The organism is Pseudomonas sp. H11T01, assembly GCF_048515765.1.
Lineage (GTDB): Bacteria > Pseudomonadota > Gammaproteobacteria > Pseudomonadales > Pseudomonadaceae > Aquipseudomonas.
This window is the reverse complement of sequence record NZ_JBLYED010000042.1, coordinates 32,705-47,331: the sequence shown is the minus strand read 5'-3', so window position 1 is coordinate 47,331 and position 14,627 is coordinate 32,705. Positions and strand designations below refer to the sequence as shown.

The 14,627-nt window shown below is 57.9% G+C and carries 14 protein-coding genes and 1 pseudogene; 5 read left to right on the top strand and 10 right to left on the bottom strand.

Annotated elements, in window-relative coordinates; genetic code table 11:
• The 6 genes from ACN1C3_RS31805 to cyoA all read right to left on the bottom strand — a co-directional run.
• Nucleotides 1–297: hypothetical protein (locus tag ACN1C3_RS31805; RefSeq protein WP_419119688.1), on the bottom strand; the 297-nt coding region annotated here is incomplete at its 3' end.
• A 10-nt stretch (nt 298–307) separates the two neighbouring features.
• Nucleotides 308–1,195, bottom strand: a complete 888-nt coding sequence (cyoE, locus tag ACN1C3_RS31800) for a heme o synthase (RefSeq protein ID WP_419119687.1) — start codon at nt 1,193–1,195, stop codon at nt 308–310.
• An 11-nt stretch (nt 1,196–1,206) separates the two neighbouring features.
• Nucleotides 1,207–1,554, bottom strand: coding sequence for a cytochrome o ubiquinol oxidase subunit IV (cyoD, locus tag ACN1C3_RS31795; protein WP_419119686.1), 348 nt, complete (start codon nt 1,552–1,554; stop codon nt 1,207–1,209).
• Nucleotides 1,554–2,180: a cytochrome o ubiquinol oxidase subunit III gene (locus ACN1C3_RS31790; RefSeq protein ID WP_419119685.1), complete on the bottom strand. Its 627-nt coding sequence runs from the start codon at nt 2,178–2,180 to the stop codon at nt 1,554–1,556. Before ACN1C3_RS31790 ends, cyoD begins: the two co-directional genes overlap by 1 nt.
• A 3-nt stretch (nt 2,181–2,183) precedes the next feature.
• On the bottom strand, nt 2,184–4,208 hold the full coding sequence (gene cyoB / locus ACN1C3_RS31785) for a cytochrome o ubiquinol oxidase subunit I (RefSeq protein WP_419119684.1): 2,025 nt from the start codon (nt 4,206–4,208) through the stop codon (nt 2,184–2,186).
• 3 nt (nt 4,209–4,211) lie between these two features.
• Nucleotides 4,212–5,156 carry a ubiquinol oxidase subunit II gene (gene cyoA / locus ACN1C3_RS31780; protein ID WP_419119683.1) on the bottom strand — a complete coding sequence of 315 codons (945 nt, stop codon included), beginning with the start codon at nt 5,154–5,156 and terminating at the stop codon, nt 4,212–4,214.
• Between the two features lie 27 nt (nt 5,157–5,183).
• Here cyoA and ACN1C3_RS31775 point away from each other — a divergent pair.
• Nucleotides 5,184–5,485, top strand: a pseudogene (locus ACN1C3_RS31775) (hypothetical protein).
• 487 nt (nt 5,486–5,972) lie between these two features.
• On the opposite strand, the gene ACN1C3_RS31770 reads toward ACN1C3_RS31775, so the two are convergent.
• Both ACN1C3_RS31770 and hmpA read right to left on the bottom strand, forming a co-directional pair.
• Nucleotides 5,973–6,482: a disulfide bond formation protein B gene (locus tag ACN1C3_RS31770; protein WP_419119682.1), complete on the bottom strand. Its 510-nt coding sequence runs from the start codon at nt 6,480–6,482 to the stop codon at nt 5,973–5,975.
• A gap of 307 nt (nt 6,483–6,789) precedes the next feature.
• Entirely contained in the window at nt 6,790–7,971 is a 1,182-nt protein-coding gene (hmpA, locus tag ACN1C3_RS31765; RefSeq protein WP_419119681.1) for an NO-inducible flavohemoprotein, read from the bottom strand.
• A 156-nt stretch (nt 7,972–8,127) separates the two neighbouring features.
• Here hmpA and norR point away from each other — a divergent pair, with 156 nt between their 5' ends.
• From norR to ACN1C3_RS31745, 4 genes are all read left to right on the top strand, one after another.
• A complete protein-coding gene (gene norR / locus ACN1C3_RS31760) occupies nt 8,128–9,684 on the top strand; it encodes a nitric oxide reductase transcriptional regulator NorR (protein WP_419119680.1) in 1,557 nt (518 codons plus the stop codon).
• A 268-nt stretch (nt 9,685–9,952) separates the two neighbouring features.
• Nucleotides 9,953–10,855, top strand: coding sequence for a chemotaxis protein CheV (locus ACN1C3_RS31755; RefSeq protein WP_419119679.1), 903 nt, complete (start codon nt 9,953–9,955; stop codon nt 10,853–10,855).
• Nucleotides 10,856–10,858: 3 nt separating this feature from the next.
• Nucleotides 10,859–11,341, top strand: a complete 483-nt coding sequence (locus ACN1C3_RS31750; protein ID WP_419119678.1) for a GNAT family N-acetyltransferase — start codon at nt 10,859–10,861, stop codon at nt 11,339–11,341.
• A gap of 122 nt (nt 11,342–11,463) precedes the next feature.
• Nucleotides 11,464–12,213, top strand: a complete 750-nt coding sequence (locus ACN1C3_RS31745) for a YkgJ family cysteine cluster protein (RefSeq protein ID WP_419119677.1) — start codon at nt 11,464–11,466, stop codon at nt 12,211–12,213.
• Nucleotides 12,214–12,295: 82 nt separating this feature from the next.
• On the opposite strand, the gene ACN1C3_RS31740 is transcribed toward ACN1C3_RS31745, so the two are convergent.
• Nucleotides 12,296–13,138 (bottom strand): type 1 glutamine amidotransferase domain-containing protein, encoded by an 843-nt coding sequence (locus tag ACN1C3_RS31740; protein WP_419119676.1) that lies wholly within the window; start codon nt 13,136–13,138, stop codon nt 12,296–12,298.
• Nucleotides 13,139–13,168: 30 nt separating this feature from the next.
• On the bottom strand, nt 13,169–14,368 hold the full coding sequence (locus tag ACN1C3_RS31735) for a transporter substrate-binding domain-containing protein (protein ID WP_419119675.1): 1,200 nt from the start codon (nt 14,366–14,368) through the stop codon (nt 13,169–13,171).
• Between the last annotated feature and the right edge of the window lie 259 nt (nt 14,369–14,627).

Here is a 14,627-nt window from a genome sequence, read left to right as displayed (position 1 = left end):
AGCCAACTTGACCATGACACTGGCCGGTGCCTTTTTTTCAAACCGCGCTAGAACCTCTGCCCACATCGTTTTCGTCACCCTGACTGGAGTTTTGGGGGAGTTTAAACGAAGACCTTGAAAGGGCTGGCCGTAAGGGCGAAACCATAAGTGGCCGTTACCGCAGGAATGGATATGTACACCTGCAAGAGATTGGTCGGCTATCAGGCCGCCATCGCGAGCAAGCCCGGCTCCCACCGGTAAATCGTGCGCAATAAAAAGCCCCGCGCTTCTCTCGAAGGCGGGGGCTTTTTTGTACAACCGCAAAACCTTAAGGCGCGTAAGTCAGCAGCAACTCACTCGGCACTTTGAAGTCCAGGGACATCATCACGCTCAGGGCGGTGATGGTGAAGATCGAGAAGACGAACAGCTTGCGCGCCCAGACCCGATCATCCACGGCCTTGTAGCCGGTCCAGGCCATGTACAGCCAGTACATGCCCATTGCGGCAGCGACGGCGAGGTAGCTCATGCCGGCGTAGCCGCTGAAGGTCAACATCAAGGTCGCCACGAGGAAGGCCAGGATGTAGAGCAGGATGTGCCGCTTGGCCACCTCAATTCCGCGCTTCACTGGCAGCACCGGAATCGATGCGGCCAGGTAATCGTTGAAGCGGAAGATCGCAATGGCGTAGGAATGCGGCATCTGCCACAGGCTGAACATCACCAGCAGCGTCAGTGCAGCCATGTCGAAGCTGTTGCTCACGGCCACGTAGCCGATCACCGGCGGCATCGCCCCCGACAGACTGCCCACCAGCGTGCCGTGAACCGACTTGCGCTTGAGATACAGACTGTAGAAGCCGACGTAGATGACGAAACCGATCACCGCGAACAGCGCCGCCAAAGGATTAGCCACGCGGTAAAGCGTGACCACGCCGGCGATACCGAGGACGGTCGCGTAAACCAGTGCCAGTTTCAGGGAGATGAGGCCCTGGACCAGCACGCGGTTTTTCGTGCGTTCCATCTTCAGGTCGATGTCGCGGTCGATGCAGTTGTTGAACACGCAACCGGAGGCGACCACCAAGGACGTGCCAATCATTGCGGCCAGGAACAGGGCGATGTCGACATGCCCTTTCGACGCCAGGAAGAACCCGCCTGCCACAGAAAGCACGTTACCGAAAATGATCCCCGGTTTGGTGATTTGGATAAAGTGCTTAAAGGACATCCGGACTTTCCTCAGTGCGCCATCATGTTGGTGTGGATGCTGAGCATGATCCACAGCGACAGGCCTACCAACAGGACGATGACCAGGGCTGCGAAGATAAACGCGATCACGTTATTACGCTGGGCACTGGAACGGTCCAGGTGGAGGAAGTAAACCAGGTGAACAAGCACCTGGATCACCGCGAAGGCCAGCACGATCCACAGGGTCAAGGCTTTCGGCAGGGACGGGTACATCACCAGGCCGAAAGGAATGACGGTCAGGATCACCGACAAGATGAAGCCGATGGCGTAGGACTTGACGCTGCCGTGGCTGTCGTCGTGGCTATCGTGGCCATTGTGTGAGTGAGCTGCATTAGCCATTACAGAGTCCCCATCAAGTAAACAACGGTGAAGACGCAGATCCACACAACGTCCAGGAAGTGCCAGAACAGGCTCAGGCAGCTCAAACGGGTTTTGTTGGTCGACGTCAGGCCATGTTTGTTGACCTGATACATCATGATCGCCATCCAGATCAGACCGCTGGTCACGTGCAGACCGTGGGTCCCGACCAGGGTGAAGAACCCGGACAGGAAGCCGCTGCGGTTAGGACCGAAGCCTTCGGAGATCAGCTTGTGGAACTCGTTGATCTCCATGCCGATGAAGCCCAGACCGAACAGGAAGGTAATCGCCAACCAGCCCAGCACTTGAGTCTTCTTGCCCTTGAACAACGCCAGCATGGCGAAGCCGTAGGTGATCGAGCTGAGCAACAGGCAGGCAGTTTCGCCCAGCACGTACGGCAGTTCGAAGATGTCGTGGCCCGACGGGCCACCGGCTACGTTATTTACCAGTACCGCGTACACCGCGAAGATCGACGCAAACAGAATGCAGTCGGTCATCAGGTAGAGCCAGAAACCGAATACGGTCATCTCGCCCGAGTCGTGGTGATGGTCATCGTGCCCATGGTCATGACCATGGGCGTGTCCAGCATTGGTCACTAAGTTCGACATGGTTTAAGCCTGTTCCAACGAGGTTTCAACACGGGTGGCGGTGGCCGGAATCGCTTTGGCCGCTACCAGACGCTTGTGCTGCTCGGCTTCGATGCGCTCGATTGTTTCAACCGGCACCATGTAGCCCTGGTCATCACGGGCAGCGTGGATAACGAAGTAGATCACCGTACCGGCCAGACCGAAGATAGCCATCCACCAGATGTGCCAGATCATCGCGAAACCAAACACGGTCAACAGAGCACCCATGACCAGACCGGTCGCGGTGTTGTTCGGCATGTGGATCGGCTGGTAGCGGCCAGGTGCCTTGTACGCAGTACCGTTTTCCTTGGCTTCGGTGAACGGGTCGATGCCTTCGGCTTTCGGCAGTACAGCGAAGTTGTAGAACGGCGGTGGCGAGGAAGTCGACCATTCCAGAGTGTGAGCATTCCACGGGTCGCCGGCTTCGCACATGTTCTGCTTGCGATCACGCACGCTAACGTAGATCTGGATCAGCTGGCAGGCAATACCGATGGCGATCAACACCGCACCGGCCATCGCGACGTGCAGGTAAGGCGTCCACTCAGGGTTGGTGGTGCTGTTCAGACGACGGGTCATGCCCATGAAGCCCAGTACATAGAGCGGCATGAAGGCGACGAAGAAGCCCGAGATCCAGAACCAGAACGCTGCCTTGCCCCAACCTTCGTGCAGCTTGAAGCCGAACGCTTTAGGGAAGTAGAAGCTGAAACCAGCGATGTAACCGAATACCGCGCCGCCGATGATCACGTTGTGGAAGTGAGCGATCACGAACAGGCTGTTATGCAGTACATAGTCAGCACCCGGGATGGCCAGCAGTACGCCGGTCATGCCGCCGATGGCGAAAGTCACCATGAAGCCCAGGGTCCACAGCACCTGGCTGGTGATACGCAGACGTCCACGGTAGATGGTGAACAGCCAGTTGAATAGCTTCACCCCCGTCGGAATCGAGATCAGCATCGTCGCCAGGCCGAAGAAGGCGTTGACGTTGGCACCCGACCCCATGGTGAAGAAGTGGTGCAGCCAGACCATGAAGCCCAGGATCGAGATCGCGCCACTGGCGTAGATCATCGAGTGGTGGCCAAACAGACGCTTGCCGGAGAAGGTCGAGATGACTTCGGAGAAGATCCCGAACGCTGGCAGAATCAGGATGTAAACCTCAGGGTGACCCCAGGCCCAGAACAGGTTGACGTACATCATCGGATTGCCACCAAGTTCATTGGTGAAAATGTGGAAATCCATGTAACGGTCAAGCGTCAGCAAAGCCAGAGTAGCGGTCAGGATCGGGAAGGAAGCGACGATCAGAACGTTGGCCCAGGTGCAGGTCCAGGTGAAGATCGGCATGTCCATCAGTTTCATGCCCGGGGTACGCATTTTCAGCACGGTGGCCAGGAAGTTGACCCCCGTTAGCGTCGTCCCCAGTCCCGATAGCTGTAGGGCCCAGATGTAGTAATCAACACCCACGCCCGGGCTGTAGCCCAGTTCCGACAGCGGTGGATACGCAACCCAACCGGTACGGGCGAATTCGCCGACACCCAGGGACACGTTCACCAGCACCACGCCGGATACCAGCAGCCAGAAGCTCAAGGAGTTCAGGAACGGGTAGGCAACGTCACGCGCGCCGATCTGCAGCGGCACGACGAGGTTCATCAGGCCGGTGAAGAATGGCATCGCCATGAAGATGATCATGATCACACCGTGAGCGGTGAAGATCTGGTCATAGTGTTCAGGCGGCAAGTAGCCAGGGGAACCCTCAGTGGCCAGGGCCAACTGGGAGCGCATCATGACGGCGTCGGCAAAACCACGCAGCAGCATGATCATGGCAACGACGATGTACATCACGCCGATTTTCTTGTGGTCGACGGAAGTCAGCCACTCGGACCACAGATAGGTCCACTTCTTGAAATAGGTGATTGCAGCGAACACCGCCAGACCGCCGAGCGCGATCATGGCGATGGTCACCATCACAATCGGCTCGTGGAACGGGACCGCTTCCCAACTTAATTTACCAAACATCGTTTACTCCTCTGCCCCGGCAGCTGAATGCGAACTCATGTCCATCCCTTCCATACCGGCCACTTCCTTCTCGTTCTTCTCGTGGTGCATCGGCTTGCCCGGATTCATGCCTTCATACTTGTCGATGATGGTCTGGAACAGGTTTGGCGTGAACGAGGAGTAGAGCTCTACAGGGTTGTTCTGGCTTGGTTTGGAAAGGGCTTCGTATTCAGCTTTTTCAAGCTGTTTAGGTGCCTTCTTGACATCACTGACCCAGGCATCGAAATCCGCCTGAGAAGTGGCGATAGCTTTGAACTTCATACCGGTGAAACCCGCGCCGCTGTAGTTGGCGGAGATACCGTCGAATTCAGCGTTCTGGTTGGCAATCAGGTGCAGCTTGGTCTGCATGCCCGCCATCGCGTAGATCTGGCCGCCCAGGCCCGGGATGAAGAACGAGTTCATCACGGTGTCGGAAGTGATACGGAAGTTAACCGGCGTGTTGGCCGGGAACACGAGCTTGTTGACGGTGGCGATGCCTTGCTCTGGGTAGATGAACAGCCACTTCCAGTCCATGGAGACCACTTCGATGGTGATCGGCTTGACGTCGGATTCCAGCGGACGATAAGGGTCCAGCGCGAGGGTCGACTTGTAGGTGACGTAGCCCAGGGCAATGATGATGAGCACTGGAACAGCCCATACCGCGATTTCGACCTTGGTGGAGTGCGACCACTTCGGCGCGTAGACGGCATCCTTATTGGAAGCGCGGTATTTCCAGGCGAACGCGAAGGTCATGGCGATAACCGGCACTACAACCAACAGCATCAGCAGCGTTGCGGTGATGATCAGGTTTCGCTCGTCCAGGCCGACCTGGCCCTTGGGATCGAGCAAGGTCATGTTGCAACCACTCAGCAACAACGTGCCGAGCAGAGGCAAGAAGCCTAAGAATCTGGGGTACCTGTTTTTACTCATCTCACGACCTCTAAAGCAGCTTGCGCAATGCAGTTGGGTTTTGATCGCCAACACTTCACCCTGCCAAGGGTTGGCATTTTTTCTTCAATTGAATAAGGGCCTGCCCGTCGCGCTAAACGCTGATCGACAAATCCTGGGCCAGCGGTGTGTTCTTATTCGATTTCGTGGTCAAAGGCCTTGTTACAGACCAATTCCATTTGGTGCGGATAGTTGGAAAGGTTGCCGACACCGGGAGTCGCATGGTGCGTTCAAACCGCCCCTCGACCGCCCTCGTATGCTCAGGAATGAGCAGCGCCGGAATTTCAGTGCGGGCGATTGTAGATATGTAACGTTTTATAAACCATGTCTCATCCCGAAATAATTTTTATCGAATCCAGCAACAATCGATAACGATTATTGCTGGATTCAACAATCGTATCGCGTTTCATTCTCAACAAGAACCCTAAAAAACGTAGGCTTACTACCCTCACTTTGGACAGCTTCGCTTACCGCAGTGGTATCGTAATCAGCCCCGAAGCCTCTCTAAACAAGGCCTCCGGCATTTTGCGGGAGCCTGTTAAATCTGCCTGATGGGGCTTTATGGCCTTTGGCAATTTAGTCGCTCTGAGGGGATGAATTCAGGGTGTCGCGCAGCTCCGACATCGTCATTTGAAATGTCTTGCCACACCCCTTGTGTGACAACATGTCGCACATGTGCCGCACTTATTCTTGAGCGAAATCATGTTCTTTTTCCGAACCTCTGAAACGCAAAACGCCCCGACCCTCTCAAGGAGGACCGGGGCGTTTTTGTGTTATCCAGCGTTGCGGCAGATGGCCTTAGCGCAGGTTCTTGCGGTTGCGGGAAATGCCCAGCGGCACCAGCACGACGGTCAATACAAAGGCCACCAACGCCCACTGCGCCAGGGATAAGCCCAGCACCGGCGGGTACGGCGTCTCGCAGAAACCGTCGACCTGAAAGCCCAGCGGGAAAATCGAAGCCAGCGGCAAGCCATCGACAATCGGCTGCAGGACGTCGATCCCGCAACTGACCGCCGGGTAGAACTGGATGTACACGTGATACCCGGCGACTGCAGTGCCCGCAATGGCGCTGAGCACCACCAGCACTTCGAGCACGGTAATGCTGCTTCGGGTGCGCATCGCCGCGCCGATGAAGGCGAAGATCGCGATCAGCAACAAGGCATAGCGTTGCAGGATGCACAGCGGGCATGGCGCTTCGCCCAACACCACTTGCATGTACAGCGCACCGCCGATCAGCGCCAGGCAGATCACACCGAGCAAGACCAGAAACCGTCGCTCACGTCCCAAACGCATTATTTCGTCACTCATCCCGTATCCCTTTGCCAAAGTGGTGATAGTCGTATGCCCACAAGTTTACACGCTGACCGGTAGCGTACGCGGGCGCGTTCGGTGGTTTTAACAGGAGGGAATTAACGGCAGGGGAATTAACGGGGGATTAAACAGGTGTGGCTGAGTCAGAATCTGCGTCGAAGCTGATGTCCTCATCGCGAGCAAGCCCGCTCCCACACTAGACCGCATCCAGACACAAATAATGTGCACGACGCGGCTCTAATGTGGGAGCGGGCTTGCTCGCGAAAGGAACGACGCGGTGAGTCTGACTCACCGCAGGGAGGACTTACTCCAGCGCCGCAGCCGGGCCGAAGAACTCGTAACGGCTTTGCTTCTCCGGAACGCCCAACGCTTTGAGGTGACGCTTGATTGCGCCCATAAAGCCTTTTGGACCGAGGAAGTAAGCGTCCAGATCACGCTGTTCTGGCAACCACTGCGCCAATTGATCCTGACTCAACAACCCGACCTGATCCGCCGCCGGGCTGACGCCGTCATCTTCGGCGTAGCAGTAGAAGCGCTTGAGTTGCGGATGACGCTCGGCCAGCGCATCGACCCAATCACGGAAGGCGTGAACACCACCGTTACGCGCGCAATGAATAAAGTGCACTGCACGTTTGGTCGCCAGCGCAGCTTCAAGCATTGGCAAGGTCGGCGTGATGCCCACACCGCCGCTGATCAGCACCAGCGGTTTGTCGCTGGCGGTCAGCGTGAACTCGCCGGCCGGCGGAAACAGCATGATGCTCGCGCCGACATGCATCTGGTCATGCAGGAAGTTCGAAGCACGGCCGCCGGCTTCGCGCTTGACGCTGATGCGGTACTGACCGGCGTCAGCCAGGGCCGACAGCGAATAGTTGCGACGAATCTCTTCGCCCTCAAGGATCAGTTTCATGCCGATGTACTGGCCGGGTTCTGCCGCGAGGATCGGGCCTTTGTCCGCCGGTTCGAAGTAGAACGAGGTGATTTCCGAGCTCTCCTCGACCCGCGCCACCAGTTTGAATTCCCGCTCCCCGCGCCAGCCGCCTGGAGCTTCGGCTTTCTGGTCGTAGATCGCGGTTTCGGCACCGATCAGGATGTCGGCCAACTGGTTATAGGCCGCGCCCCAGGCGCTCATCACTTGAGGGGTGGCAATCTCGCTGCCGAGCACTTCAGAGATGGCCCGCAGCAGGCAGCTGCCGACGATCGGGTAGTGCTCAGGCAAGATTTGCAGGGCGACGTGCTTGTTGATGATCTTCGCCACCAGGTCGCCCAATTGGTCCAGCTGGTCGATATGCCGCGCATACATCAACACGCCGTTGGCCAGCGCACGAGGCTGATCGCCGCTGCTCTGGTGGGCCTGGTTGAACAACGGACGAACTTCCGGGTATTCGGAGAGCATCATGCGATAGAAATGAGTGATCAACGCTTCGCCACCGCTTTCCAGCAGCGGGACGGTCGATTTGACGATGGCACGGTCTTGAACGCTAAGCATAAGGGCAACTCCTGAGCTTTTTGGTTTCCAGCTGATTACCCTTTATCTATCAGTATCCATGCCAACAATTAAAACTATATAAATCAATAGCTTAAGAAATACGTAGTCATATAGACAATGGCTGATTTATAGTCATAGAGACTACTTGGAGTCAATATGACTGCAAAATCACTGCTCACCGCCCTGCTCCCGCTGGTCTCCGACCTGTCCCGCGAACTGCCGGAGGGCGAGCGCTATCGACGTCTGCTCGAAGCCATGCGCGCGCTGCTGCCCTGTGATGCCGCTGCCCTGCTGCGCCTCGACGGCGAATGGCTGGTGCCCCTGGCGGTGGACGGCCTGAGCCCGGACACCCTGGGCCGACGTTTCAAGGTCAGCGAACATCCGCGCTTCGAGGCCTTGCTCAGCAGTCATGGACCGACCCGTTTCGCCAGCGACAGCGAGTTGCCGGACCCTTATGACGGGTTGGTGGACGGTCTCGACGAACACTTGGAAGTCCACGACTGCATGGGTTGCCCGCTGTTTATCGACGAACGCCCCTGGGGCCTGCTGACCCTCGATGCGCTGGACCCGCAGCGTTTCGAACCGATCGAACTGGACGCTCTGGAGGCCTTCGCCAGCCTTGCCGCAGCGACGGTCAACGCTGCCGAGCGCATTGAGCGGCTGGCCTTGCGCGTCGAAGACGAACATCAGCGCGCTGAGGTTTACCGCCAAGCCAGCGGCCAGCAAAACCGCGAAATGATCGGCCAAAGCAAAAACCATAAACGCTTGATGGAAGAAATCAATCTGGTGGGCGGCAGCGACCTGACGGTGTTGATCACCGGCGAAACCGGGGTCGGTAAAGAGCTGGTGGCCCAGGCTATTCACGCGGCTTCACCGCGGGCCGACAAACCGATCATCAGCCTCAACTGCGCCGCCCTGCCGGACACCCTGGTGGAAAGCGAACTGTTCGGCCATGTGCGCGGTGCGTTCACCGGCGCCATGAACGACCGTCGCGGCAAGTTCGAACTGGCCAATGGCGGCACGCTGTTTCTCGATGAAGTCGGCGAGCTGTCGCTGACCGTGCAGGCCAAGTTGCTGCGGGTGCTGCAAAGCGGTCAGTTGCAACGCTTAGGCTCGGACAAAGAGCATCAGGTCGATGTGCGGTTGATCGCTGCGACCAACCGCGATCTGGCTGAAGAAGTGCGCAGTGGCCGATACCGGGCCGACTTTTATCATCGCCTCAGTGTTTATCCGTTGCTGGTGCCGGCGCTGCGCGATCGCGGCCGTGATGTGCTACTGCTCAGCGGCTTCTTCCTGGAGCAAAACCGCTCGCGCATGGGCCTCAACAGCCTGCGCCTGACCAGCGATGCTCAGGCGGCACTGCTGGCTTATGCCTGGCCGGGCAATGTCCGTGAACTCGAGCACTTGATAGGCCGTAGCGCACTGAAGGCACTGGGCAATTGCCGTGAGCGCCCGAAGATTCTCAGCCTCAGCGCGGCGGATCTGGATTTGCCAAATGTCACCGAACAGGCGCCGTTACCAGAACCTGCCACCACCCCTGTAGTGTTGCCCGACGCCGCCGGGGATCTGCGCCTGGCCACCGAGAATTACCAGCGTCAGTTGATCAACGCCAGCCTTGAGCGACACCAGAACAACTGGGCAAGCGCCGCCCGTGAGTTAGGCCTGGACAGGGCGAATCTTGGAAGGATGGCCAAGCGGTTGGGGATGAAGTGATCCGGTCCCCTGTGGCGAGGGAGCTTGCTCCCGCTCGGCTGCGCAGCAGTCGTAAAACGGATAACGCTATCCGACTATTGAAACACGGTGGCCGATTTTAGGACCGCTGCGCGCTCCAGCGGGAGCAAGCTCCCTCGCCACAGGGATTCGCGTCGGTCTGGAAAGCGGGGATTACCCCTAAAGCCATCCCCCAACAAGTCGATAACCCGTCATCGATAGCTGTTCACGGCCCCATGACCGCGAACCACCTTATCCACAGAAGGTTTTTATGTCCTCCACCAAAGCCCGCGCAGATTCACTCTCGCTTCTGCTGTTTACCTTGCGCAGCGGCAAGCTGATGGCGATCAACCTGTTGAAAGTCAGTGAAATCATCCCCTGCCCGCTGCTGACCAAGCTCCCGGAGTCGCACCCGCACGTCAAAGGCATCGCCACCCTGCGCGGCGCCTCGTTGTCGGTGATCGACCTGAGCCGGGCGATTGGCGAAAAGCCGCTGGTCGACCCGGATGGCGGCTGCCTGATCGTCACCGACATCAGCCGCTCCAAGCAGGGCCTGCATGTTCAGGCCGTGAGCAAAATCGTGCATTGCCTGACCACCGATATCCGCCCGCCGCCCTTTGGCTCCGGCGGCGTCAGGTCGTACATCACCGGCGTGACCTCGGTCGACGGCGCCCTGGTGCAAGTATTGGATATCGAGAAAGTCATCCACTCAATCGCCCCGGCGCAGATCGAAATGGCGCCGACCGAATTGAGCATGGAAGACGCCGAAGTGCTGGGCAACGCCAGGATTCTGGTGGTCGATGACAGCCAAGTGGCGTTGCAACAATCGGTGCACACCCTGCGCAACCTCGGCCTGCAATGCCACACCGCGCGCAGCGCCAGGGAAGCCATCGACTGCCTGCTGGATCTGCAGGGCACCGACCAGCAGATCAATCTGATCGTCTCGGACATCGAGATGTCGGAGATGGACGGTTACGCCTTCACCCGCACCCTGCGCGAAACTCCGGACTTCGCCCACCTCTACGTGCTGCTGCATACCTCGCTGGACAGCGCGATGAACAGCGAAAAAGCCCGTCTGGCCGGGGCCAACGCGGTGCTGACCAAATTTTCCTCGCCGGAGCTGACCCGGTGCCTGATCGAAGCCGCCAAAGCTGTCGCGGCTCAGGGAAATTGAGCCATGGCCGAGAACTACTGCCTGCTGTTGCGACGAGACCTCACTGAGGTTGTGCCAGCTGTCGTCTGGCCGACCGGCATCAGCCTGCCCCATTACCGTCCGCAGCTTGCCGAGGCGGTTCATGGGCTGATGGAACTCGGTTATCAACAGGGCGGCGGACAGGTGCCTGCGCTGGATATCTGGCGCGAGTGTTTTGAAACCGATGCCGAATATGACCCGGCGCTGTGTTTTATCGCCGTGGATGATCAAGGAATTGTCGGCGTCGCCCAGTGCTGGACAAGCGCCTATATCAAAGATCTGGTGGTGCATCCGAGGGCTCGGGGCCAAGGGCTTGGGCACGCGTTGCTGTTGCATGCGTTCAACGTGTTTCAGCAGCGCCGGGAAGGCTTTGTTGACCTGAAGGTGCTGGAAGACAACCAGCGAGCGCGGCGACTCTATGAACGCGTGGGCATGCGATTAATCCGCAGAGAACTCGTTCCCCTGTAACGCCGCCATTCGCGGGCAAGCGCGTTGACTGGCACATAACTTGCTCCCAGACAGGCCTTTGCAGTGACCCTAAGGATATTTCCCGTCACCGCTCTCGCCTATCAATTGCGGCCGTCCATCCAATGAATACAACGTTTTCCTGTGTAGGTTGCGGCAAGTGCTGCACCGACCACCACGTCCCGCTGACCCTCGCCGAAGCCCGGCAGTGGGCGGCGGATGGTGGCAATGTGATCATACTGGTGGAAGGCTTTCTCGGTAATGGCCTCGGCCTGCCGTTGCAGCAACGCGAGCATGCCGAGCGACGTTCCTGCGTGGTACCCAGCGGTGCGACCCAGGCGTATGTGGCGATCACTTTCGCGGCGTATAACGTCGGCCCCTGCCGGAATCTTGACGAAGACCAGCTCTGCCGGATCTATGAGCGCCGGCCGTTGGTTTGCCGCATATACCCCATGGAAATTAATCCGCATATCCCACTCCAACCAGCCGCCAAGGACTGCCCGCCAGAATCCTGGGAAACAGGACCGGACCTGATTGTCGGCGGTGAGTTGGTCGATCAGGAACTGGCCGGCTTGATCCAGCGTTCGCGCCAGGCTGACCGGGACGACATCCAGACCAAGGAAGCCATCTGCGAACGGTTGGGCATTCGCACCACCGCGCTCAAGGGCGACGGTTTTACCGCGTACCTGCCGGACATGAGGGCGTTCGCCACGGCCATTGAGCAGGCTGAAGCACAACCATCGCTGAGTTCGGCCAGCGAGTGGCTGTTCCATGTTTCCGGGGAAGATATCGCCGAGCAAGTGCGGGCAGCCGGGGCGCAGGTGGGGACTGCGGAGCTGGTGAATTATGCGTTTATTTCGTTGCGGGCGGCCTAGGGAGTGGCTCCATACACGGATCGTTCCCACGCTCTGCGGGAGAGTGGGAACGGTCCGATTTGCGAAGAACAATAGGCTGGTATTATTTCAGGCGCTTCAACAGTTCATTGCCTACCGCTAGCGTCGAAGCGGGGTTCTGACCGGTAATAAGTTCGCGATCGACCACCATATTGGCCGTCCAGGGCACAACATTGCTGCTGTATAGCCCACCCGCCTGCTCAAGAGCCGTCTGCGGGAAGAACTTCATTTTTCCCCCGCCGAGGCGACCTTCAGCCATTCGCTCTTCCACATTACTCATGACAGTCATCTTGTACCCTGCATAAATCCAGTCAGGGCGTGCGTTTACGCGTCCTGCCGACTCCAGTTGACCGACAAACCCTTCAGCATCAGGCAACGCCGAGAGCAACGCGGCAGGTCCATGGCACACCAGCGCAGTAGGCTTGCCCTCGGCATGGAAGCTCGCCAGCAGCTTGCCCAACAGCGGGCTATGAGTGAGGTCCTGCATCGGCGCACGGCCGCCGGGGATATACAGTGCATCAAAGCGCTCGTAACCCATTTGCTCTACGCGGGACAGGCTGATCACTGGCGACTCGCCTGGCGAAGTGATCTTGAGCCGGTCCAGCAATGCCTTGTGCGCATTAAAGGCGTCAATATCGTTGTTGAAGTAGGACTTGTTGACAGAGCCTTGATCCAGGCTGGGCGCTTTGCCCTGGGGGGTCGCGAACGTTACCGTATGGCCCGCATCGAGAAGCAGTTTCACCGGTTGCATCAACTCGTTGAAAAAAAAGCCAGTCTGGGTGACCTTGCCGTCCTTCAAGTCAAGTTGCGCGGCATCGGATAACACCACCAGCACATTGGCGGCGTGGGCAGAGAGGCTGATGACGTTGAGCAGGACCGTCATCGCCAGCATCGTTAGTATCTTCATCGTAGTTCCACAGATTTGGAGAGCGTGAACCTACCGTTTGATAACGGCCAGGCATTCAACTTCGACGCGCGCGTTGAGCACCAGTTTATTGGCAGAGAATGTGGTGCGGGCGGGAAGTCGATCGGCAGGAAAATATCTGACGTACACGTCATTCATCGCGGAGAAGTCGTTGATATCGGCAAGTATGACCGTGCACTTCGCCACTTGATCAAGGGAGGAGCCATTGCGCTCGAGCACCTCACGCAGAGTGTTCATGGTCTGGGTCATTTCTGCGCGAACTCCCCCTGGTACCAGTTTGTCGTTGGCACCGACGCCAAGAACCCCGGAGAGATAAAGCGTCTCGCCGACCCGCACGGCTGTCGAAAACGGCTGACCTTTTTCCCCGAGGCTGTACTGCAGAGAATTTGTCATGACGGGCTCAGGACCGCTCCCGGCAACAGTCGATGAGCCTGAGGACTCAGACAGATAATGCTTGATGATGGGGTCGTACTTGCCATTTTGTTTAAGTCGCGTAAGGGCTTTATTCAAGGAATCACGCAGGTCAGGATCTGTCTTGCGTACCCCAATTGCCACGCCACTACCTAGAAGTTCGTCGATAATCACCGGCCCGGAAAAACCGAAAGCATGGCCTTGGGGCGTATCCAGTAACGCGGCGGAAATTTCAATGGCGTCTTGCAGCGTCGCATCGATATCGCCAGACAGAAGACTGTCAACCAACTCGGTATTGAGCTTGAAACTCTGAACGACTACCCCGGCAGGTTCCCACCTGGCTCGCACATAAGCTTCCCGGCTAGTACCGGCCAATACCCCGACACGTTTGCCTTTGAGCGATTGCGCGTCAGGCAGTAAACCTGCGTCTTTGAGAGTAACGAGACGATTGCTGAGCGGGTACAAATTCTCGGTAAAGTCGATTCTCTGCCGGCGCAGTGGCGTGGCCGACATCGGCATGATCGCGTCAAAACGTCCGGCCTCGAGCGCTGCAATGTTGGTTTCGTAATCCTGATCAATCCAGACACAGCGAGCTTCGAGTTCGGCACATAGGGCGTTGCCCAACTCAATATTCAGTCCGACCAGTTCACCCAGGGCATTGCGGCTTTCGAAGGGCGGGACCAGCGCCTCGACCCCAAAACGGATTTCGGTCCGCTTTTTTTCTCCCGCGAGGGCTGGGAAGCACAGACCTCCCACCGTCATGGACAAAAGCAGGGTTGTTAACGTTTTTCCAAACTTCATCGCGGCATCCTTCGAGAAAGATCAATGGAGCCCGCAACGCCCTCCGCTGCCCATAGAGGGTTCGAGAGGCACCATGCAAGTGATCAGCCGATCTCAAAATGACTGCGTCTTGGCATGGTCGGCGTGAACGGACAACGAACTTTCAACGAATGGCCGCCCGCCCTCTACAGGAAGGATCAGTCTTTGTTGTAGGAGTAAGCCTGGAAGTGGGACAGGTTTATTACTGTCCCACAGGGGAAGGTCAGATAAAGCTGCGCAG

What these genes read in the sequence shown, in the direction of transcription:
- cyoE (WP_419119687.1), bottom strand. Translation starts at nt 1,195, where the DNA reads ATGTCCTTTAAGCACTTTATCCAAATCACCAAACCGGGGATCATTTTC.
- cyoD (WP_419119686.1), bottom strand. Translation starts at nt 1,554, where the DNA reads ATGGCTAATGCAGCTCACTCACACAATGGCCACGATAGCCACGACGAC.
- ACN1C3_RS31790 (WP_419119685.1), bottom strand. Translation starts at nt 2,180, where the DNA reads ATGTCGAACTTAGTGACCAATGCTGGACACGCCCATGGTCATGACCAT.
- cyoB (WP_419119684.1), bottom strand. Translation starts at nt 4,208, where the DNA reads ATGTTTGGTAAATTAAGTTGGGAAGCGGTCCCGTTCCACGAGCCGATT.
- cyoA (WP_419119683.1), bottom strand. Translation starts at nt 5,156, where the DNA reads ATGAGTAAAAACAGGTACCCCAGATTCTTAGGCTTCTTGCCTCTGCTC.
- ACN1C3_RS31770 (WP_419119682.1), bottom strand. Translation starts at nt 6,482, where the DNA reads ATGAGTGACGAAATAATGCGTTTGGGACGTGAGCGACGGTTTCTGGTC.
- hmpA (WP_419119681.1), bottom strand. Translation starts at nt 7,971, where the DNA reads ATGCTTAGCGTTCAAGACCGTGCCATCGTCAAATCGACCGTCCCGCTG.
- norR (WP_419119680.1), top strand. Translation starts at nt 8,128, where the DNA reads ATGACTGCAAAATCACTGCTCACCGCCCTGCTCCCGCTGGTCTCCGAC.
- ACN1C3_RS31755 (WP_419119679.1), top strand. Translation starts at nt 9,953, where the DNA reads ATGTCCTCCACCAAAGCCCGCGCAGATTCACTCTCGCTTCTGCTGTTT.
- ACN1C3_RS31750 (WP_419119678.1), top strand. Translation starts at nt 10,859, where the DNA reads ATGGCCGAGAACTACTGCCTGCTGTTGCGACGAGACCTCACTGAGGTT.
- ACN1C3_RS31745 (WP_419119677.1), top strand. Translation starts at nt 11,464, where the DNA reads ATGAATACAACGTTTTCCTGTGTAGGTTGCGGCAAGTGCTGCACCGAC.
- ACN1C3_RS31740 (WP_419119676.1), bottom strand. Translation starts at nt 13,138, where the DNA reads ATGAAGATACTAACGATGCTGGCGATGACGGTCCTGCTCAACGTCATC.
- ACN1C3_RS31735 (WP_419119675.1), bottom strand. Translation starts at nt 14,368, where the DNA reads ATGAAGTTTGGAAAAACGTTAACAACCCTGCTTTTGTCCATGACGGTG.